Here is a 19,970-nt window from a genome sequence, read left to right on the forward strand (position 1 = left end):
CCGGTTTCCCGGAGCCCTCGAGGTCGACCTGGAGGTGCCGACATGGATCGATAAATCGTCAGGCGACGACGGAGACGAACTCTTCCTTCGGACGGCGTACCTTCTTCAGGCCGGCAAGCCAGTCGCCTTCTGCGGCACGATAGCCGAGCGGCAGGATCGTGACCGAGCGCAGGCCCTTTTCACGCAAGCGGAGGATTTCGTCGAGCTTGGCCGCGTCGAAGCCCTCCATCGGGGTCGCATCGACACCTTCGAAGGCGGCGGCAGCAACCGCCATGCCAAAGCCGATATAGGCCTGGCGGGCGGCATGCTCGAAATTCACTTCCGCGTCGCGTCCCGGATACATGCCGAGCAGCATCTGGCGATAGTTTTCAAAACCTTCATTCTTGAAGCCGCGCTCATCGTTCGTGAGGTCGAACATGTGGTTGATGCGCTCGACCGTGTAGTTGTCCCAGGCGGCGAAGACGAGCAGATGCGAACCTTCCGTCACCTGCGCCTGGTTCCAGGCGATTTCCTGGATCTTGGCGCGCACCTCCTTGTTCGTCACTACGATGACTTCGAAGGGCTGCAGGCCGCTAGAGGTCGGAGCGAGGCGCGCCGCTTCGAGAATGCGCTCGACCTTATCTTCGGCAACAGTCTTGGACGGGTCCATCTTCTTGGTGGCGTAACGCCAGTTCAGCTTTTCAATCAATTCGGACATGGTGTCGCTCCTGTTTTAACCCTCAAGGCGCCACGGGAGTTGGCACGGCCGATCGGGTCCGGTATAAATTCGTAACCAGGCCTAGATATGGAACCGGAAAATTTGTGCAAGAAGGCACATTTTTGATACCAGGTTACACCGATGGAACGATTGGAACCGCCATGTGCGACAATTATGATCCGAACAAGTGCCAGACTGTCAGCGAGATGCTGGCGAGGCTGGGCGACAAATGGACGGTTCTCGTCATCATGATGCTCGGCGACGGGCCGCAACGCTTTTCAGATCTCAAGCGCTCCGTCGTCGGCATATCCCAGCGCATGTTGACCTTGACGCTCCGCGCTTTGGAGCGGGACGGCATCGTCGAGCGCACGGTGCACCCGACCGTGCCGCCGAAGGTGGAATATGCGCTGACCGATCTCGGCCGCTCTTTCGGCGAGCCGATCCGGGCGCTGGGCGGCTGGGTTTTCACCCATCACGAGCGCATCCAGACGGCCCGCGCCGAATTCGACCGTCGTAACGAAGCCGACCTCGGCAACAAGCTGATCAAGTTGGGCTGATCACATGAAGGGCAGGGGGAGAGATTCCCCTGCCCGGTCAATCCGCCTTAAAGTTTCCCTTCGGAAACTCGAGCGCTAGATCCCGATACCACTTGCCGCTCTTCTTGATCGTGCGGACCTGGGTGTCATAGTCGACATGCACAAGGCCGAAGCGCATCTTGTAGCCCTCCGCCCATTCGAAATTGTCCATCAGCGACCAGGCGAAATAGCCTTGCATCGGATAGCCGCCGGCAATCAGATCGGCGACCTTGTCGAGATGCTCGGCGTAGTAATCGAGCCGCGGCTGGTCTTCGACCTCACCACCCTCGACCTCCATATTGTAGCAGGCGCCGTTCTCGGTGATGTAGCAGACCGGTAGGTCGTAACGGGCATAGAGCCGCTCGACGAGCGACTTCAGAGCCGGCGCATAGACTTCCCAGCCGATATCCGTTTTTACATCGGACACGGGTGCCGCATTGACGGTCGCCGGGAATTGCGCACCCGGCGTCGGATCATCGGCAACGCGCATCGGCGTGTAGTAGTTGAGGCCCCACCAGTCGAGCTTTTGGTTGATGGTCGCGAGATCGCCCTCTTCGATCTTGGGCATGCGGTGGCCGAGTGCGGAGAGAAAGTCGGCCGGATATTCACCCTTGAAAACCGGATCGAAGAAGACGCCATTGTGAAACTGATGCGCCCGCTCGGCAGCGGCCTTGTCGGCGGCACGGTCAGAGCCCGGCAGCGTCTCATGCGCATTGAGCACAAGTCCAACGGGCACCTTCGGGCTGACGTCGCGGATTGCCTGCACCGAAAGACCATGGGCGAGATTGGTGTAATGCAGCGCATGCAGCGCTGCATCCATGCTGCGCTCGCCGGGGGCGTGAATGCCGTAGAGATGGCTGAGCCAAACCGAGCACCAGGGTTCGTTGAAGGTCGCAACCGCATCCAGCCGATCGCCAAGCCGCTCCATCACGACTTTGGTGTAGCGTTGGAAAGCATGCGCCGTGGACCGCGCCGTCCAGCCGCCCTCCCCCATCAGCGCGAGCGGCAGGTCCCAGTGGTAGAGGGTCGCATAGGCCTTGATGCCGCGCGCCTTCAGCCCGTCGACGAGCTTGTCGTAGAAATCAAGTCCCTTCTCGTTGATCGGACCGGTTCCCTCCGGAATGACACGCGGCCAGGCAATCGAGAAGCGATAGCCGGTGACGCCCATGTCCTTGATCAGATCAAGATCGCTTTCCCACCTGTTGTAGTGATCGCAGGCCATATCGCCATTGTGCCGTCCGAACACCCGGCCCGGCATGTTGGAAAACGCATCCCAGATCGAGGGCTTGCGCCCATCCGCCTTCGACGCCCCTTCGATCTGGAAGGAGGCGGTGGCCACACCGAAGAGGAAATCACCGGGAAAACGCGAGGCGAGAGCCTTGGGATCGATCATCACACACATCCTTCGTCAGATCAGGGCGCTTGAACTCGCCCGCGGTCGGTCGATGAGCGGTTTAGAGCAATCGAACGACGTGGTGAAGACATGGAAGACAAAAAACTGCAACGTTGCAGGAAATCCACCTCCCCTTGATGGGGAGCGTCGGAGCGAAGCTCCGGGGTGGGGTGACAGCCCGCGTGACCTCCTCTCCCCCGGGGAGAGAGAAGCCGAGCGCAGCGGAGGCAGGGTGAGGGGCGGATATGCAAAGCCTCTGCATGGCTCGTGAAAACCATGCCCCTCATCCGCCCTTCGGGCACCTTCTCCCCGCAAGCGGGGAGAAGGCCTTGCCGCTGACCAAACATTGCCCCCTCTCCCCGCTTGCGGGGGAGAGGGTAGGGTGAGGGACAACTGAACAGGTTCACCCCCACCCGCGCGTTCCGTGTGACATCCCGCTCCAGAGGGAGGTGTGGAGTTACACCTTCACCCATCCGCCATTCTGTTTCGAAGACGCGATGCAGGCCTCGACAAACGCCACGCCCTTCACGCCGTCATCCACTGTCGGATAGACCACCGCCGCATCGACCGCAGTCCCGGCCTTTGCCGCATTGATGGCGTGCGCCGCTTCCGTGTAGATCGTCGCGAAGGCTTCGAGATAGCCTTCCGGATGCCCCGAGGGGATGCGGGTGACGCGAGCCGCCGCCGCATTCGCCCCTGCCCCGCCGCGCGTGATCAGCTGCTTCGCTTCGCCGAGACGCGTGAACCACAGATAGTTCGGATCGGCCTGCGTCCATTCGATGCCGGCCTTGGTGCCATAGATACGCACCTTCAGCCCGTTTTCATTGCCGGTCGCGACCTGGCTGCACCACAGCATGCCCTTGGCGCCACCCTTGAAGCGCAGCATCACATGGGCGTTGTCATCGAGACGTCGGCCCTCGACGAAAGTGTGCACGTCGGCGGCCAGCTCGTCGAGTTCGAGGCCCGAGATGAAGGAGCCGAGATTGTAGGCATGCGTGCCGATGTCCCCGGTCGAACCGCCAGCACCGGACTGTGCCGGATCGGTGCGCCAGACAGCCTGTTTCGCGCCCGTCTGCTCGACGGGTTCGGTCAGCCAATCCTGCGGATATTCCATCTGCACAAGCCTAATGTCACCGAGTTCGCCGGACGCGACGAGTTCGCGGGCGTGGCGGACCATCGGATAGCCGGTATAATTATGCGTCAGAATGAAGAGAGCGTTCGCCTTATCCGCGACCTCTTTCAGCGCCTTGGCATCCTCGAGGTTCGAGGTCAGCGGCTTGTCGCAGATGACATGGATGCCCTTTTCGAGGAAGGCCTTGGCGGCAGCAAAATGCACATGGTTCGGCGTCACGATCGACACCGCCTGAATGCCGTCTTCCCGCGCCGCTTCCTTCTCCGCCATCTCCTGGAAGGAACCGTAACAACGCTTCGGGTCAAGGCCGAGGTCACGTCCGGACGCGAGCGACTTCTCAGGCGTCGACGAAAGCGCGCCGGCAACCAGATCATAGTGGTCGTCCAACCGGGCCGCCATGCGATGCACCGCACCGATAAACGCCCCCTGCCCGCCGCCGACCATGCCCAGCCGGATCTTCGGTGTCCGCTCGCCCGCCTTGCTCGCTTCGATCGCCATGATGCGTCCTCCTTCTTTAAGCTGCGTCTGGAGTTCACGCTCCAGATCCGTTAGACTGACATCCGTAAAGAAGGATGCCCTGACAGTGAACAACTGAGATCCGCCTCTTCTGAGGCAAAGCATTTGAATGCCGGTGTCAGCGATTGACGCGACGCCCAAGCCCAGCTTTTGCAAGGATCTCAACCATGCCTTTTCTCGACCCGAGACAACCCCATCCCATCACGCTCGCCGATGGCACGCCCTATCGCGAGACCGTCCAGCTTGCCGCCGTCATCGATCATCCGCGCATGGCGGTCGGCGACTTCAGTTACTTCACTCATTCCGGCAGAGCGGAAGAAACGGTGCAAATTCTTGCGCCCTATCTCTATCCATTCAGCCAGGAAAGACTGATCATCGGCCGCTTCGTGCAGATCGCACGCGAAGCGATCATCATAACCAGCTCGGCCAACCACGCCATGACGGGCGTTACGACCTATCCCTTCCGCGTCTTCAGCCCTCAAACCATCGACGGCTACCAGGATCTGCCCTACCGGGACACCGTGATTGGCCATGACGTCTGGATCGGCCATGGCGCCACGATCATGCCGGGGGTCACGATCGGGTCCGGCTCGATCATTGCCGCCCGCGCCGTCGTCACCCGCGATGTGCCGCCCTACGCCATCGTCGGCGGCAATCCGGCAACCGTGATCCGCCAGCGATTCTCCGACGAAGCCATAACTGACCTCCTGACGCTCGCCTGGTGGGATTGGCCGCTCGACAGGATCGAACGCGCCCTGCCCCACCTCGAGAGCGGCGACATCGCCGCCCTCAAGAAGGTCTAACCTCAGAGACCCAGCATCCGGCGGTTGGCCGCATCGTCCGTGCCGCCGGAGGCGAAGTCGTCGAAGGCCTTCTCGGTGACGCGGATGATATGCGCGCGGACGAAATCCGCACCCTCGCGGGCGCCGTCTTCCGGATGCTTCAGCGCGCATTCCCATTCGACAACGGCCCAGCCGTCGAAATCGTTCGCGGCCATCTTCGAGAAGATCGCACCGAAATCGACCTGACCGTCACCGAGCGAGCGGAAGCGCCCTGCCCTGTTGACCCAGCCCTGGTAGCCGCCATAGACGCCCTGTCGACCGGTCGGATTGAACTCCGCGTCCTTGACGTGGAACATCTTGATCCGGTCCTTGTAGATGTCGATGTTGTCGAGATAGTCGAGGCACTGAAGCACATAGTGCGAGGGGTCGTAGAGCATGTTGGCGCGGGAATGGTTCTTCACCCGCTCGAGGAACATCTCGAAGGTCACGCCGTCATGCAGATCTTCGCCGGGATGGATCTCGTAGCAGACGTCAACGCCCTGCTCATCGGCATAATCGAGGATAGGCAGCCAGCGGCGCGCCAACTCGTCAAAGGCGGTCTCGACGAGACCCGCCGGGCGCTGCGGCCAGGGATAGATATAGGGCCAGGCAAGCGCGCCCGAGAAGGTCGCATGCGCCTTGATACCGAGATTGCGCGAGGCCTTCAGCGCATATTTGACCTGTTGCACCGCCCATTCCTGCCGCGCTTTAGGGTTGCCGCGCACTTCGGGTGCCGCAAAGCCGTCAAAGGCCTCGTCATAGGCCGGATGAACCGCGACCAACTGGCCCTGAAGGTGGGTGGAAAGCTCGGTAATCTCAACGCCGTTCTGCCGCGCCACGCCGGCGAGTTCGTCGCAATAATCCTTGGAGTCTGCGGCCTTTTTCAGGTCCATCAGCTGGCCGGCCCAGGTCGGAACCTGGACGCCCTCATAACCCTTTTCGGCCGCCCATTTGGTAATCCCATCCCAGGTGTTGAAAGGTGCGGCATCACCCGCAAACTGGCCGAGAAAGATCGCCGGTCCCTTGATCGTCTTCATGAATTCTCCTCCCTGAGTATTCCTGCAACGTTTCCGTGAACGATTACAGGAGATGGAATTTCGACACAACCGCAATGATGTTTACAGCGGAAATCTGCCCGGGAAAAACCCGGGCAGACAATGGCGTCGCAGTCCTGGAGATCAGAACGGCGAATCCGGGAAGTAGTAGCCTTCCGCGTTCTCAGGCGTGATCAGTGTCGCGTCCAGCGTGTAGGTGCCATGCACCGGAACGCTGTCGTAGAGGGCAGCAGCCGTCAGTTCCATCGCCGTGCCGACCATCGACGGCGGATAGAGAACGTTGACCGGCACCATCTTGTCGCCGTCCATGACCTTCTTGATCATGTCCTTCGAACCGGCACCGCCGATGATGTACTGGATGTCGGTACGGCCGGCCTGTTCGATGGCCTGCAGCACGCCGACTGCCATGTCGTCGTCCTGGCACCAGACCACATCGATCTTCGGATACTTGGTGAGGTAGTCCTGCATGACCTTGAAGGCGTCGTCGCGGTTCCAGTTGCCGAACTGGCGGTCGAGGATCTTGACGTTGGAGCCTTCGATACCCTTGTCGAAACCGTCCTGGCGCTGCTGATCGATCGGGATCGGCATGCCGCGGATGACGACGACTTCGGCGTCCGGCGTCGTCTCGGCGATGTACTTGCCGGCGACTTCACCGAGAGCCGGGTTGTTGCCGGCGACATAGAGATCGCGGACGGTGTTGTCGTTGACCGACGGTGCGCGGTCGACGAGCGCGACGAACTTGCCGCTGTCCTTGATCTGCCGGATGGCGTTGACCAGCGGATCCGGATCCGTCGGCAGGATGACGAGCGCATCGATGCCCTGCGTCGCAAGATCCTGCACGGCATTCGCCTGGCTGGACGGATCGGCAGAGGTCTTGACGACGACGTTGAGGCCCGGATGACGCTCCATCAGCTGCTTGGCGATACGTTCGGCATGATAGATCACACCCGATGTCCAGCCGTGTGTTGCAGCCGAGATCGAGACGCCGATCGTCTTGGTGTCCTGGGCCTGCGCCACGCCGAAGATCGACACGAGCGCGGTCATGGCGACAGCCATGCCCATAAGTTTCTTATGCATTGGTTTCCTCCCAAAGTGACGAGGGTCGAGTTCGAACGGACCGGGCGACCCTCCTGCCCGGCCGTTTCCTTACGCCTTGCGCGCCAGCGATCGCTGGACGAGCATCGCGATGATGATGATCGTGCCCTGGATAGCGCCGATCAGATATTCGGAGATGAAGTTCGAGAGCAGCATGATGTTGCCAACAAGCTCGAGTATGAAGGCGCCGCAGATCGTGCCCCAGACACGCCCCGCCCCGCCTTTCAGCGCCGTACCGCCGACGACAACCGCGGTGATCGCCTGCAACTCCCAGAGAATGCCCGTCGTCGCCGAGGTCGAACCAAGACGCGGCACGTAGAGCAGCACGGCAATTGCCACGCAAAGTCCCTGGATGACGAAAGCGATGGTGCGCACGCGGTCGACGGCAATGCCGGAATAGCGCGCCACATCCCGGTTCGAACCGACGGCCACCACATGACGACCGTAGCGCGTGCGATAGAGAACGACGGCAGCAATGGCCGTCACCACGAGAATGATGACGATCGGCACGGGGATGCCGAGGATCGAGCCGAAATACACCGGTCGATACAGCGCCTGTTGCTCGGCATCGCGCAGCGTGATCGCGCCGCCCTGGGAGAGCCAGGTCGTCAGACCGCGATAGATGCCCATGGTCCCGAGTGTGGCGATGAAGGGCTCGATCTTGCCGACGGTGGTGATCAACCCGTTGGCGAGACCGCAGAGCGAACCGATGACGATGGCAAGTGCCATGGCCGCGGCAATCATGAGGCCAGGATCGGCAATCGCGCCGGAATTCATGAACAGGATCATCAGACTGGCGACAAAGGCCACCATCGAACCGACGGAGAGATCGAGGTCGCCCGAGGAGATGACGAAAGTCGCGCCAACGGCGATGATCGCGATGAAGGCAGAGCGGGTTGCGACATTGGCGAGATTGGTGAGGCCGATGAAGTTCGGGTTCACCAGCGCACCGATGATCAGAAGGATCAGCAGCGCAGCAAAGGGTGCGACGGCACGCAGGTCCACATCGCGAAAGGTGCGGCGTGGGCGGCCAGTTGTTGTCGTATCAGTCTCGGCAGTCATGGTTTTCCCGTCTCCTCCCACGCACCCCAGCCTTGAGGTCACGCACCCTGAAGTTTTCGTTCTCAAGCCCGGTCTTGCCGCCAGGCTGTTGTATTTACTTAGCTCGCCATCTGCCGTTTCAGGCCGGCGGCGTAGCGCATGATCGTTTGTTCGTTGATGTCCTCGCCCTCGAGCAGACCGACCATGTGGCCCTCGCGCATCACGGCAACCCGTGTGCAAAGACCGATCACCTCGGGCATCTCAGACGAGATGACGATGATCGAGCGTCCCTCGCGGGCGAGCGCTGCGATGAAATGATAGATCTGCTGCTTGGTGCCGACATCGATGCCGCGTGTCGGCTCATCAATGATGATGATCTGGGGCTCGACTTCCATGATCTTGGCAAGCAGCAGCTTCTGCTGGTTGCCGCCTGACATGCGCCCCACTCTCACCTTGTCGTCGCGCACGCGGATATCGAAGCGGCGCTTTGCACGCGCCATCGCCTTCGCCTCGCTGCCGGGATCGAGGTAGCCGTGGCGCACATGATTGTCCATCGACTGCAGCGTCAGGTTGGCCGTCATGCCCTCGCCAAGCAACAGGCCCTTGCCCTTGCGGTCTTTGGTCATGTAGGCGAGCCCGCGCCGGTTCGCTTCGCGGAAATCACCGGCGTTAAGCACGGCACCCTTGAGCCTGACCTCGCCGGACAGACGCGGACGCAGACCCGCCACCGCCTCCATCAGCTCGGTGCGGCCTGACCCGATCAGGCCGGAAAAGCCGAGCACTTCGCCACGCTTCAGCTCGAAGCTGGCGTTCTTCACAAACCCTGTCGTTAAATCCCGCACGGAAAGCACGATCTCTTCGTCGACATTGGGTTCATGCTTGGTCGGATAGAGGCTCGACAATTCACGACCAACCATCAGCTGGGCAATCGCCTCGCTGTCGAGCGCTGACGTCGGGGCGGTCTTGACCCACTGGCCGTCGCGCAGCACCGTCACCCTGTCGGTGAGCTCCATCACTTCGTCCAGCTTGTGGGAAACGAAGACGAAGCTCGTTCCACGCGCCCGCAGTTTGCGCACCTGATCGAACAACACTTCGGTTTCGTCACGCGACAGAACGGCCGTCGGCTCGTCCATGAAGACAATGCGCGCCTTGCGGCTGATCGCCTTGGCAATCTCGACCATCTGCTTGTCGGCAACCGCCAACGAACTGATCAGTGCATTCTCGTCGATCCTGGAGCCGAGCTGGTCGAGCACACGCCGCGCCTCCGCCCGCATTGTTGCGCGGTCGAGCAGACCGAAGCGCGTGACTTCGCGACCGAGAAACAGGCTCTCCGTGACGGTCAGATGGTCGGCAAGATTGAATTCCTGGTGGATGAGCACGATGCCGAGTGCCTCAGCCGCTCCATTGGCTGGCAGCGTCACGGGCTCGCCGTCCAGCAGGATGCGACCGGCAGTTGCCTGCTCGAAACCTGAGAGTATTTTCACCAGCGTCGATTTGCCAGCACCATTCTCGCCCATGAGCGCGTGAACCTCGCCCGGCAAGACGTCGAAGTCCACGCTGAACAGCACCTGGACTTCGCCAAATGATTTGGAAATTCGCTCCGCCACGAGCACGGGTGTCCGCGCCTCGCCCCCAGCCAATGTCATGCAATCCTCCCCAGCGGCTCCTCAACCGCCATGCCATTTGTGTAAACCTTTACATGCCCGATGTAAAGGTTTACATCATCACATCACGGAGAGTTTTTGTTCCCTTTCCGCTTTCGCAGCTGAGGCTGGGAATGTAAGGTCTCCAACGATTCCAGACGGATAGGGGATAAGGGCGCGTGCCGGACACAGCACCAGCGACGATCGAGGACGTGGCGCGCATCGCGGAAGTGTCGATCGCGACGGTCAGTCGTGCGATCCACACCCCCGACAAGGTGGCGAAATCGACCCGCCAGCGGGTGAACCAGGCGATTGCCATCACCGGCTACACGACCAATGCCATGGCGCGCTCGCTGCGCATGGGCCGGTCGAATATGATCCTGATCCTCGCGCCCGACATTGGCGATCCGAATTTTTCTTCGACCCTGATCGGACTTGAAAACGAGGCGCGCGCCCATGGCTTCGGCGTCTTGATCGGCCACACCCAAAACGATCCCGAGCGTGGCCTTGAGTATCTGAAATTCCTGAGCTCCGGCCAGGCCACAGGCCTCGTGCTCTTCACAGGCCACGAACCCTTCGGCCATCAGGTGGTCGGCCAGCGCCTGCCGCCTTCGGTCGCCGTCTTCGAGCCGGTCTTCGGCTCGAAGATCTCCTATGTCGGCGTCGATGATGTGGCCGGCGCCCGCAAAGCGGCCGAACATCTGCTTTCGGCCGGCCACCGTGCAATTGCCTTCATCGGCGACAGCAAGACCAGGCTCGGCCACCAGCGTCGGCGTCAGGGGTTCGACAAGGCGCTTGATGCCGCCCGCATCCCGCCGAACCAGCGCTTCGTGCTGGAAGGCGAAGGCACGATCGAAAGCGGACGACTTGCCGTCGAGCAGCTCTTCATGCGCGATCAGCTTCCGACAGCCTTCATGTGTGTCAATGATGCGACGGCCGTCGGAGTGATCAACGGCCTGACCGCCCGCGGCTACGACCTGCCGCATGATTTCTCCGTCATCGGCTTCGACGACGTGCCCCAGGCGACCTATGTGAACCCCGCGCTCACGACCATCCGCCAGCCCCGCACGGCGATTGGCCGCCAGGCCATGTCGCTGCTGATCAAGTCACTCGCCGAGCGACCGACAGAGCGCCAGGAAATCCTGCTGATGCCGGACCTGATCGTGCGCGGCTCGGTGACCGGACCGGCCAAACGCTAGCCTCGCCGTCTCGCGTCACCTGGTGCCGATGGACCCATCTTCGGTCTGGGCCGTTGACCGACATACCCCTATATTGGCAATTCGAAAGCCCGCCTCTGCCTCAGCAACCGGAAACCCCAGATGAGTGTCGCCTTCACCAAGGAAGAAAGTTCGGAAACCGCCGCAGAAACCCATCTGCCGGACCGCCCGATCTCGCCCCATCCGAACCTGGTGACGGCGACAGGCCTGAAGCTCCTGCAGGCTCAGGCGGATGAGGCCCGCGCCGCCTATCTGGCGGCACAGGTGGTCGAGGACATCAACGAGCGTCGACGCCAGTCGGCCGTGCCCTATCGTGATCTCAAATACCTGACGGAGCGGCTGCACACCGCCCAGGTGATCCCGGATCCGGTCGACAACACGGTCGTTGCCTTTGGTAGCAAGGTCACCTTCGAACGCGATGACGGCCGCGTGCAGACATACCGGATCGTCGGTGAGGACGAGGCGGACCCAAAGACGGGCTCGATCTCCTTTGTCTCGCCGGTCGCAAGCCAGCTGATGGGAAAAAGTGTGGGCGATGTGGTGACGGTCGGCGACCAGGAGCTGGAGATCACCGCGATCGGGTGAGAGAGACACCGGGCGACGCACCCCACCACCGTCATCCTCGGGCTCGTCCCGAGGATCTACTGCCGCCTGCCGCGAATTCGGCGCTTACTGTGCGCGGAGACGTGCGCCCTCCGCAACCGTCCCAACCGCAGCCACCCTCGGTAGATCCTCGGGACGAGCCCGAGGATGACGACGCTTGAAAAATGCAAAAGGCCAGGACACTTGCGCGCCCCGGCCCTTTTTTTCATCGAAGATACCCGAGATCAAACGTAGCGATTAACAACGTTTTCCAGCAGTTCCTGCTTGCCGGAAACCGGCTGCGGGTTGACGTTCTGGGCTTCGACGCGGGCAGCGATGGCATCGAGGCTTTCTTCGCCACGCAGCATCTTCTGGTTCTCGGCCTTGTCCCAACCGGCATAACGCGAGCCGAGCGGGCCGGACAGCGCCTTGTCTTCCACCATCTTGGCAGCAGCCTTCAGGCCGCGGGCGCAGCAGTCCATACCGCCGATATGGCCGATCAGCAGGTCTTCGGCGTCGAGCGACTGACGGCGCAGCTTGGCGTCGAAGTTGGTGCCGCCCGTCGTGAAGCCACCGGCCTGCAGGACCTGGTAATAGGCCAGCGCCATTTCCGGCACATTGTTCGGGAACTGATCGGTATCCCAGCCGGACTGGTAGTCGTTGCGGTTCATGTCGATGGAGCCGAAAATCCCCAGAGCATTCGCAAGCGCCAGCTCATGCTCGAAGGAGTGGCCGGCGAGGATCGCATGGCCCTGCTCGATGTTCACCTTCACCTCGTTCTCGAGACCGTAGCGCTTCAGGAAGCCATAAACGGTCGCGACGTCATAGTCATACTGGTGCTTCGACGGCTCCTGCGGCTTCGGCTCGATCAGGATCGCGCCCTTGAAGCCGATCTTGTGCTTGTATTCGACGACGAGGTTGAGGAAGCGGCCCATCTGGTCGAGTTCGCGACCGAGATCCGTATTGAGTAGCGTCTCATAGCCTTCGCGGCCGCCCCAGAGCACATAGTTTTCGCCGCCGAGCTTCAGGGTCGCATCCATGCAGGTCTTCACGGTTGCCGCCGCAAAGGCGAAAACGTCAGGATCGGGATTGGTGGCAGCGCCCGACATGTAGCGGCGATGCGAGAACATGTTCGCCGTGCCCCAGAGGAGCTTGACGCCGGTCTCTTCCTGCTTCCCAGCAAAGTAGTCGACGATCTCGTTGAGGTTCTTCGTGTTCTCGGCGAAGCTGTTGCCTTCGGGGCGAACATCGGCGTCGTGGAAGCAGTAATAGGGCGTGCCGAGCAGCTGGAAGAATTCGAAGGCAACATCGGCCTTCATCTTCGCCGCAGCCATCGTATCTTCGAACCACGGACGCTCGAACGTGTTGCCACCGAACGGGTCGGTGCCCGGCCAGACGAAGGTATGCCAATAGGCAACCGCAAAGCGCAGATGGTCTTCCATGCGTTTGCCGAGAACGACTTCGTCGGGATTGTAATGGCGGAAGGCCAGCGGGTTTGTGCTGCCTTCGCCTTCATATTTGATCTTCTGGATGTTGCCGAAGAAACCTGTGCTCATGGGTAGTCCTCCTTGGTGTGTTGTTTCTAACCTCCCCTTGAGGGGGAGGGTCGGACCGTAAGGTCCAGGGTGGGTTGATTACCGTGCAGCCCCTCATCCCCGGCGCAATGGCATTGCGCCTGACCTGCCGGCACCTTCTCCCCGTGAACGGGGAGAAGGGGACGCGCCGCCGCCCTTTCAGTCCCCTCTCCCCGCTTGCGGGGAGAGGGTCAGGGTGAGGGGCAAATCTTCAAAGTCCGCGGATCGCCGGATAAAGCGTCCGGTAGCGACCGTAAGCCGCCTCGTAAGCCGAGGTGAGATCACGCGTCGGCTCCACCGTCTCTGCCGTCTGCGGTGCCGTGCAGACCGAGAGCGGATCCGCCCCCGTAGCTGCAATCAGCCCAAGCCGCGCCGCCCCGAAGGCAGCGCCGAAATCACCGTCGGCGGGAATGTCGACCGGCATATCAAGCGCCGTGGAGATCGATGACAGCCAGTAGCGCGAGCGCGAGCCACCGCCGATCGCCGTCACGCGGGAAATCTTAGTGCCCGCAGACTTCAGCGCTTCGAGGCTGTCGCGGATGGCGAAGGTCACGCCTTCCAGCACGGCCTGAGTCAGCACGACGCGGTCGCTTTCGTGGCCGAGCCCGATAAATGCGCCGCGGATTTTTGCGTCATTGTGCGGTGTGCGCTCGCCGGAGAGATAAGGCAGGAAGGTAACCCCGGTGGGCGCCTTCAAGGAATCGCCAAGTTCGGCGGTGAGCTCGCCTGCAGACTTGCCTGTCACGCCGGAATGCCAGTTGAGCGCGTCGGTGGCCGACAGGATGACGCCCATCTGGTGCCAGGTCTTGGGCAGCGCATGGCAGAAGGCGTGCACGGCACTTTCCGGCTTCGGCAGGTAAGAGCCGTTGGCGGCAAAGAGCACGCCAGACGTGCCGAGTGAGACAAAGGCCTGGCCTTCTGCAACCGTGCCCATGCCGCAGGCGGAGGCGGCATTGTCCCCTGCCCCGCCGGCAACAACCACGTCAGAGCCGAGGCCCCATTTCTCAGCCAGTTCGGCGCGCAATGTGCCAGCGCGATCGGTGCCCTCGACGAGACCCGGCATCTGCTCGACGGTCAACCCCGTTGCCTCCAGCAGTTCCGGAGACCAGGCACGCTTGCCGGTATCGAGCCAGCTGGTGCCGGCCGAATCCGACATGTCGGAGAGATATTCCCCCGTCAGCCAGAGACGCAGGTAATCCTTCGGCAGAAGAACCTTGGCGACCTTGGCAAAGGTCTCAGGTTCGTTGTTCTTCACCCAGGCGAGTTTCGGGGCTGTAAAGCCTGGGAAGACGATATTGCCGGTGAGCGCCCGGAAGCGCGGATCGGCATCGAGGCTTGCCGCTTCCGCATGGCTTCGGGTGTCGTTCCAGAGAATGCAGGGCCTGAGCACCCGATCCTTGGCGTCGATGAGCGTTGCACCATGCATATGGCCGGATAGGCCGATGCCCTTCACCGCGGCAAGTTCTTGTGGATGCGAGGCCTTCAGCGCCGCAACAGCCTCTTCGGTCGCACGCAGCCAGTCGCCCGGCGCCTGCTCCGACCAACCGGGATGCGGCCGCTGCACGGTGAGACCGGCATGGCCGACACCGACCACCTTCTGGTCGCCGTCGATCAGCATCGCCTTGACGCTGGATGTGCCGAGATCCAAACCAAGATACATGGGTGTCCTCCATTCCTCTGCCTTCAGGGCAGATTGTCCTTCAAGAATATGTCGATACGAATGCGCTCCTGGGCGGCCACGACAGGCAGACCGTCGGCCTTGGCCTTCAGCACACGAATGGCGCTGCGCACCTCGTGGCCGGCATCCTGGTTGAGCACGGCATCGATGAGGCCTGACTGGAGCGCCCCGCGCGTCGTCTCCGTCAGTTCATGGGCAATGACGACCGGACGCCGCTCAGGCGACAGGCGGCCCAACGCCCGGACGAGACCGCGATTGCCGGCACCGAGACTGTAGAGTGCGACAATGTCACTTCGGTCCGCAAAGAGCGCGGAGACCTTGCGCTCGACAACCACGGGATCGTCACGCCCTTCGATGACCGGCAAGACTGCAAGCCCAGGGAAATCCTGTGCCATGACGGAAGCGAAGGCCTCGCAGCGCTCGCGATGGTCGCGCACCAGCATGGAGCCAGCGAGCACGGCAACTTTGCCATCACGTCCGGCCGCAAAGCGCCCGAGCAGACTCGCTGCGGTTCGCCCGGCAGCGGCATTGTCGATGCCGGCATAATGATCCCGCTCTGCGCCAGAGAGATCAGAAACGAGGGTAACCAGCGGAATGCCGGCAGACACGATCTCCGAAGCCGCAGCCGCCACCTCGGGCGCATCGACAGCGACAAAGGCAATGCCCGCCGGCTCTTCCATTGCCGCCTGCCTGAGAGCGGCAGCAAGCGCTGCGGCATCGAAAGCCGGCACGTCAACCAACCGGATCGCGATCCGCTCGACGCCGGCACGTGCGCTTGCCTCTTGGAGTGCAAGCCTCAAGCCCCGCATGAAAGAATTGTCGTTTGAGGGAATGATGAAGGTCAGCGGATAGATCCGCCCCTTGGCAAGGTTCGCCGCTGCCACGTCGCGCACGAAACCGAGCTCGCTGACGGCCTGATCCACCTTCTCGCGCGTGCGCGCGCTGACCCCCGGCCGCCGGTTCAACACCCGGTCGACCGTAGCAAGGCTGACGCCCGCGCGGCTGGCAATGTCGTGGACAGTCGGCTTCATTCTCTCCTCCGGCGCCTGTCCTACACCGGCGAATGAGGTACGTAAATCAGAATTTGACGTACGTACCTCTTTTTCTTGCAAAAGAGAACGCCTCAACATGGGAGGCGGGCTGAGCCTTGGAGATCAACGGAGAGCCTGGACCCGCAAGCTTACCCAGGCATGGTGGTGTCAGTGGCCGGCGCCAGCGGGTGCCGCACCCTTCGGCTTCTTCAGCAGCAGCACCATGAACACCAGCGCAACGAAGAGTATCGTCAGCCCCATGAACACATCCATGAAGGACAGCAGCCAGGCCTGCTGCGTCACCACACCCGAGAGCTTCTTGATCGCCACCGCCGTGCCATCGAGGCCATAGCTGTCGTAGTTAGCACCGACGCTGGCGAGCCAATCGAGCGCTGCCTGGTTGCTCCAGGAAAGCTGCTCGGAAAGACGCGCATAATGGTCGTCCGAGCGCTGTGTCAGCATCGTGTTGATGATCGCGAGCCCCACCGCCCCGCCGAGGTTGCGGGTCAGATTGAACAGGCCGGACGCATTCTTGATACGATCAGGCGGCAGCGTGCCGAGCGCCAGGTTGTTGATCGGCACCATGCAGATCATCAGCGAGCAACCACGCAGGATCTGCGGCACCAGCAGTTCGTAGAAGTCCCAGTCTGCCGTGATCCCGGTCATCATGTAGGTGCCAAGCGCGAAGCCGGAAAAACCGATCATCATCATCACGCGCGGATCGAGCTTGTTCGACAGCGCACCCGCCACCGGCGCGGTGAGGAACATCGCAGCGCCCGAGACGAACATGGTCTCCCCGATCATCAGCGAGTCGTAACCTCTGATACGCCCGAGATAGAGGGGATAGAGATAGGTAAGACCATAGAGGCCGACACCCATGACAAAGGAGAACAGCGAGCCGAAGGCGAAATTGACGTTGGAAAAGGCCCTGAGGTCCACGACCGGCAATTCGACCTTGAACACGCGCCAGAAGAAGATCGCCCCACCGATGACCATCGCAACGGTCCCGAGCACGATGTGGTGGTCGTTGAACCAGTCCTTGTTGTTGCCCTCTTCCAGCACGAATTCCATCGTGCCGAGGAAGACGGCCATTGAGGCCAGTCCCCACCAGTCGAACTTCTTCAGAAGCTTGAGGTCCGGCTTGTCGAAATCGATCAGGCTCCAGGCGGCAGCAGCTACCAGGATCCCCGGGATCACATTGATGAGGAACAGCCAGTGCCACGACATCGCATGGCTGATATAGCCGCCGATCGTCGGGCCGATAGTGGGCGCCAGCGTCGCGACGAGACCGACCATCGGCGAGACGATGTTGCGCTTGGACGGCGGGAAGATGGTGAAGGCAGCCGCGAAGACGGACGGGATCATGCCGCCGCCGATAAAGCCCTGGATCGCGCGGTAGACGATCATCTGCTCGATATTGGTGGCCGTCGCGCAGAGCGCACTGGCGAGCGTGAATCCCGCCGCGCAGAACGTGAAGAGCACCCTAGTGGAGACGATCCGGGCCAGTACACCAGAGAGCGGGATCATGATCACTTCGGCGATCAGATAGGAGGTCTGCACCCAGGCGACTTCATCTGATCCGGCACCGAGACCTGCCTGGATTTCGGCAAGCGAGGCCGAGACGATCTGGATGTCGAGGATCGACATGAACATGCCGAACACCATCGCCAGGAAGGCGAAGACGCGTTTCGGATCCATCCGCTCCTCGGCAGGTGCCGAGGGCGCGATGGCTGTTGAGGTGATTGCGGCCATGACACGGCCCTTTCGATAACGTCAGCCGGTGGTGTTACTTCGCGGCAAGCGCCTGGCCCTCTGGGGCCGTGCGGGTGTCGACGTCGACGATGACGCTGAGGCCGGCACGCAGATGGCCGCCGGCAAGCGCTTCCTTGGGCAGCGCGACCCTGACCGGCACGCGCTGGACAACCTTGGTGAAGTTGCCGGTGGCGTTTTCCGCCGGCAGCATCGAGAAGATGGCGCCGGAGGCCGGAGCGATCGACGTCACCATGCCTTCGAGCGCATCGTCGCCATAGGCATCGACATGAATCGAGACCTTGGAACCCGGCACCAGATGCGCGATCTGCGTTTCCTTGAAGTTCGCCTCGATATAGAGCTCGCTGGTTGGCACCAGGGCCGCCAGACGCTTGCCTGCGGAGACGAGATCTCCTGATTGAACCGAGAGATTGCCGATCACACCGTCATAGGGTGCCTTCAGCACGGTAAAATCGAGGTCACGCTTGGCTTTTGCCACCACCTGATCCTGGACCTTCACGGCATTCACCGCTTCATTGCGCTGCGCCTTGAGGATCGAAAGATTGGCTTCCGCCGAAGCGACTGCGGCCTGACCCGCCACCAGATTGGCGCGGGCCTGGTCGAGCGCCACCTTGGCATTGTCGAGGTCCGCGGCGGTGCCGACGCTCTTTGCGGCAAGCTCGCTCGCACGCTTTTCGGTGATTTCGGCGCCCCGGACGGCAGCCTCTAGCGAGCCGAGCTGCGCCTGAGCCTGCGCAACGCTCGCCTGGCCGCCGACGATCTGCGCATCGATGCGGGCGATCGCGAGCTCGGAGCTTTGCTTGCCGGCCACGGCCTGATCATAGGCGATCTGATAGTCGCCGCCATCGAGGGTCACCAGCGGATCGCCAGCGCGGACGACCTGGTTACTGGCAACGTTGACCTTCTCGACATAACCGGAAACCTTCGGCGAGATGATCGCGATGTCACCTTCGATATAGGCGTCTTCAGTCGACACCATGAAGCGACCATCGGTCCACCAGGTATAGCCATACCAGGCTCCGCCTGCGAGCAGTGCAGCGAGGATGACCGGCAGCACAGGGCTGCGGCGTTTCGGCTTGGAGACAACCGCTTCCTGCGGCGGGTGGGGCTCCCCTGCATCCGTTTCCGTCAGGGGCGCAGCCTCATTCCGGTCGACTGGAGTGGAAGTGGAACGAAGGGCGGTGGATCTTGGCGTCGCTGACATGATAAGGACCGGGGATGGGTTGAACTTGCTCGAACTGAACCGTTCGGTTCGATTGACATAGAGCCTTTTTTGCCCCATATCAAGAGGCAGAAACGGGCCTTGGAGACGAGGCCACGCAACGCAGTTAATTTTTGTCGGACAGGAAATGTCGAAACGAGACCAGGAAATCTCCATGACGCCGCCCTCCTATCCCGTCGCCGGGGTGGGTCGCTTTGCAGCGGGCGCGGATCCGGTCAAGCGGGGACAGATCCTGGATGGGGCCAAGCGGGTCTTTATGAAGCTTGGCTACGATGCTGCAAGCATGAATGACGTTACCCGCGAGGCAGGCGTCTCGAAGGGCACCATATACGTCTATTTCCAAAGCAAGGAAGATCTGTTCGGCGCCTTGGTCGAGCGTGAGAAAAGCGCCTTCGATGCCGCGATCCGACAGATCCTCGAAGAAAGCTCCCATGTCGAGGAAGGTCTGCGGCGCTATGCGCTCGCCCACGCGTATTTCATTCTCGACACGGAGATGATCCCGACAATGCGCATCCTGATGGGTGTGCTCGACCGAATGCCGACGCTCTGTCAGCGCTTCTTTGCTTCGTCGCCCACCAATATCAAGGTGCTGTTGCAGGACTATATTGCTGCAGCCAACGACAAGGGCGAACTCTCGGTCGAGGACAGCGATCTGGCCGCGCGCCAGTTCATCGACATGTCAACGGCAGGCTATTTCAAGAAGCGGCTGTTCAATGACCTCCCCGTGCGACCGGACGACAAGGAGATCGAACGCGTGGTGGAATCAGGCCTTCGTATGTTCATGAACTTCTACGGCCCCAAAAGGCCCGAGTCCCAAAGCTGATCTGCGACGGAACTTTTTTTCCGCGCACGGACTTTAGTCGGCTGCTTGCCAAGCCCAGAGACATGTCTCATGTCCTGGGGATCACAATCCGTTTGATCAGCACGG

Annotated in this window: 17 protein-coding genes; 5 read left to right on the top strand and 12 right to left on the bottom strand. The window is 61.6% G+C overall.

Features of this window, described 5'->3' with window-relative positions; all coding sequences use genetic code 11:
* Positions 1-58 precede the first annotated feature (58 nt).
* Complete coding sequence (locus tag ACQKP1_RS16330; RefSeq protein ID WP_427276061.1) at positions 59-697, bottom strand: NAD(P)H-dependent oxidoreductase; 639 nt, start codon at positions 695-697, stop codon at positions 59-61.
* Positions 698-858: 161 nt separating this feature from the next.
* Between ACQKP1_RS16330 and ACQKP1_RS16335 the strand changes: the two genes are divergently transcribed.
* A complete protein-coding gene (locus tag ACQKP1_RS16335) occupies positions 859-1,254 on the top strand; it encodes a winged helix-turn-helix transcriptional regulator (RefSeq protein WP_427276062.1) in 396 nt (131 codons plus the stop codon).
* 37 nt (positions 1,255-1,291) lie between these two features.
* On the opposite strand, the gene ACQKP1_RS16340 is transcribed toward ACQKP1_RS16335, so the two are convergent.
* A complete protein-coding gene (locus ACQKP1_RS16340) occupies positions 1,292-2,665 on the bottom strand; it encodes a GH1 family beta-glucosidase (RefSeq protein WP_427276063.1) in 1,374 nt (457 codons plus the stop codon).
* A gap of 457 nt (positions 2,666-3,122) precedes the next feature.
* Positions 3,123-4,295, bottom strand: a complete 1,173-nt coding sequence (locus tag ACQKP1_RS16345; protein ID WP_427276064.1) for a Gfo/Idh/MocA family protein — start codon at positions 4,293-4,295, stop codon at positions 3,123-3,125.
* A 185-nt stretch (positions 4,296-4,480) separates the two neighbouring features.
* On the opposite strand from ACQKP1_RS16345, the gene ACQKP1_RS16350 reads away from it, so the two are divergent.
* Positions 4,481-5,116 carry a CatB-related O-acetyltransferase gene (locus ACQKP1_RS16350; protein ID WP_427276065.1) on the top strand — a complete coding sequence of 212 codons (636 nt, stop codon included), beginning with the start codon at positions 4,481-4,483 and terminating at the stop codon, positions 5,114-5,116.
* Between the two features lie 2 nt (positions 5,117-5,118).
* On the opposite strand, the gene ACQKP1_RS16355 is transcribed toward ACQKP1_RS16350, so the two are convergent.
* The 4 genes from ACQKP1_RS16355 to ACQKP1_RS16370 form a co-directional block, all read right to left on the bottom strand.
* Positions 5,119-6,171 carry a sugar phosphate isomerase/epimerase family protein gene (locus tag ACQKP1_RS16355; protein ID WP_427276066.1) on the bottom strand — a complete coding sequence of 351 codons (1,053 nt, stop codon included), beginning with the start codon at positions 6,169-6,171 and terminating at the stop codon, positions 5,119-5,121.
* Between the two features lie 141 nt (positions 6,172-6,312).
* Positions 6,313-7,266 (bottom strand): substrate-binding domain-containing protein, encoded by a 954-nt coding sequence (locus ACQKP1_RS16360; RefSeq protein WP_427276067.1) that lies wholly within the window; start codon positions 7,264-7,266, stop codon positions 6,313-6,315.
* A gap of 69 nt (positions 7,267-7,335) precedes the next feature.
* The gene (locus ACQKP1_RS16365) at positions 7,336-8,346 is read right to left on the bottom strand and encodes an ABC transporter permease (protein WP_427276068.1); all 1,011 of its coding nucleotides are present in this window, start codon (positions 8,344-8,346) and stop codon (positions 7,336-7,338) included.
* 98 nt (positions 8,347-8,444) lie between these two features.
* Positions 8,445-9,971: a sugar ABC transporter ATP-binding protein gene (locus ACQKP1_RS16370; protein ID WP_203017642.1), complete on the bottom strand. Its 1,527-nt coding sequence runs from the start codon at positions 9,969-9,971 to the stop codon at positions 8,445-8,447.
* 176 nt (positions 9,972-10,147) lie between these two features.
* On the opposite strand from ACQKP1_RS16370, the gene ACQKP1_RS16375 reads away from it, so the two are divergent.
* Positions 10,148-11,167, top strand: a complete 1,020-nt coding sequence (locus tag ACQKP1_RS16375) for a LacI family DNA-binding transcriptional regulator (RefSeq protein ID WP_006726992.1) — start codon at positions 10,148-10,150, stop codon at positions 11,165-11,167.
* Between the two features lie 120 nt (positions 11,168-11,287).
* Positions 11,288-11,770 carry a transcription elongation factor GreA gene (gene greA, locus ACQKP1_RS16380; RefSeq protein ID WP_427276069.1) on the top strand — a complete coding sequence of 161 codons (483 nt, stop codon included), beginning with the start codon at positions 11,288-11,290 and terminating at the stop codon, positions 11,768-11,770.
* Positions 11,771-12,012: 242 nt separating this feature from the next.
* Here the strand turns inward: greA and xylA are convergent, their stop codons facing one another.
* The 5 genes from xylA to ACQKP1_RS16405 all read right to left on the bottom strand — a co-directional run bounded on the left by xylA (position 12,013) and on the right by ACQKP1_RS16405 (position 19,024).
* On the bottom strand, positions 12,013-13,323 hold the full coding sequence (gene xylA / locus ACQKP1_RS16385; protein WP_427276070.1) for a xylose isomerase: 1,311 nt from the start codon (positions 13,321-13,323) through the stop codon (positions 12,013-12,015).
* 229 nt (positions 13,324-13,552) lie between these two features.
* Positions 13,553-15,001 (bottom strand): xylulokinase, encoded by a 1,449-nt coding sequence (gene xylB / locus ACQKP1_RS16390; protein ID WP_427276071.1) that lies wholly within the window; start codon positions 14,999-15,001, stop codon positions 13,553-13,555.
* Positions 15,002-15,024: 23 nt separating this feature from the next.
* On the bottom strand, positions 15,025-16,050 hold the full coding sequence (locus ACQKP1_RS16395) for a LacI family DNA-binding transcriptional regulator (protein WP_427276072.1): 1,026 nt from the start codon (positions 16,048-16,050) through the stop codon (positions 15,025-15,027).
* Positions 16,051-16,218: 168 nt separating this feature from the next.
* Positions 16,219-17,802: a DHA2 family efflux MFS transporter permease subunit gene (locus ACQKP1_RS16400; protein WP_203017647.1), complete on the bottom strand. Its 1,584-nt coding sequence runs from the start codon at positions 17,800-17,802 to the stop codon at positions 16,219-16,221.
* A gap of 34 nt (positions 17,803-17,836) precedes the next feature.
* Complete coding sequence (locus ACQKP1_RS16405; protein WP_427276073.1) at positions 17,837-19,024, bottom strand: HlyD family secretion protein; 1,188 nt, start codon at positions 19,022-19,024, stop codon at positions 17,837-17,839.
* Positions 19,025-19,196: 172 nt separating this feature from the next.
* Between ACQKP1_RS16405 and ACQKP1_RS16410 the strand changes: the two genes are divergently transcribed.
* Complete coding sequence (locus ACQKP1_RS16410) at positions 19,197-19,865, top strand: TetR/AcrR family transcriptional regulator (RefSeq protein WP_427276074.1); 669 nt, start codon at positions 19,197-19,199, stop codon at positions 19,863-19,865.
* Positions 19,866-19,970 lie beyond the last annotated feature (105 nt).

The sequence above is a fragment of the Allorhizobium sp. NPDC080224 genome (genome assembly GCF_050281005.1).
GTDB lineage: Bacteria > Pseudomonadota > Alphaproteobacteria > Rhizobiales > Rhizobiaceae > Allorhizobium.

What these genes read in the sequence shown, in the direction of transcription:
- ACQKP1_RS16345 (WP_427276064.1), bottom strand. Translation starts at nt 4,295, where the DNA reads ATGGCGATCGAAGCGAGCAAGGCGGGCGAGCGGACACCGAAGATCCGG.
- ACQKP1_RS16335 (WP_427276062.1), top strand. Translation starts at nt 859, where the DNA reads ATGTGCGACAATTATGATCCGAACAAGTGCCAGACTGTCAGCGAGATG.
- ACQKP1_RS16330 (WP_427276061.1), bottom strand. Translation starts at nt 697, where the DNA reads ATGTCCGAATTGATTGAAAAGCTGAACTGGCGTTACGCCACCAAGAAG.
- ACQKP1_RS16410 (WP_427276074.1), top strand. Translation starts at nt 19,197, where the DNA reads ATGACGCCGCCCTCCTATCCCGTCGCCGGGGTGGGTCGCTTTGCAGCG.
- ACQKP1_RS16365 (WP_427276068.1), bottom strand. Translation starts at nt 8,346, where the DNA reads ATGACTGCCGAGACTGATACGACAACAACTGGCCGCCCACGCCGCACC.
- ACQKP1_RS16340 (WP_427276063.1), bottom strand. Translation starts at nt 2,665, where the DNA reads ATGATCGATCCCAAGGCTCTCGCCTCGCGTTTTCCCGGTGATTTCCTC.
- ACQKP1_RS16350 (WP_427276065.1), top strand. Translation starts at nt 4,481, where the DNA reads ATGCCTTTTCTCGACCCGAGACAACCCCATCCCATCACGCTCGCCGAT.
- ACQKP1_RS16370 (WP_203017642.1), bottom strand. Translation starts at nt 9,971, where the DNA reads ATGACATTGGCTGGGGGCGAGGCGCGGACACCCGTGCTCGTGGCGGAG.
- ACQKP1_RS16355 (WP_427276066.1), bottom strand. Translation starts at nt 6,171, where the DNA reads ATGAAGACGATCAAGGGACCGGCGATCTTTCTCGGCCAGTTTGCGGGT.
- ACQKP1_RS16395 (WP_427276072.1), bottom strand. Translation starts at nt 16,050, where the DNA reads ATGAAGCCGACTGTCCACGACATTGCCAGCCGCGCGGGCGTCAGCCTT.
- ACQKP1_RS16400 (WP_203017647.1), bottom strand. Translation starts at nt 17,802, where the DNA reads ATGGCCGCAATCACCTCAACAGCCATCGCGCCCTCGGCACCTGCCGAG.
- ACQKP1_RS16360 (WP_427276067.1), bottom strand. Translation starts at nt 7,266, where the DNA reads ATGCATAAGAAACTTATGGGCATGGCTGTCGCCATGACCGCGCTCGTG.
- xylB (WP_427276071.1), bottom strand. Translation starts at nt 15,001, where the DNA reads ATGTATCTTGGTTTGGATCTCGGCACATCCAGCGTCAAGGCGATGCTG.
- xylA (WP_427276070.1), bottom strand. Translation starts at nt 13,323, where the DNA reads ATGAGCACAGGTTTCTTCGGCAACATCCAGAAGATCAAATATGAAGGC.
- greA (WP_427276069.1), top strand. Translation starts at nt 11,288, where the DNA reads ATGAGTGTCGCCTTCACCAAGGAAGAAAGTTCGGAAACCGCCGCAGAA.
- ACQKP1_RS16405 (WP_427276073.1), bottom strand. Translation starts at nt 19,024, where the DNA reads ATGTCAGCGACGCCAAGATCCACCGCCCTTCGTTCCACTTCCACTCCA.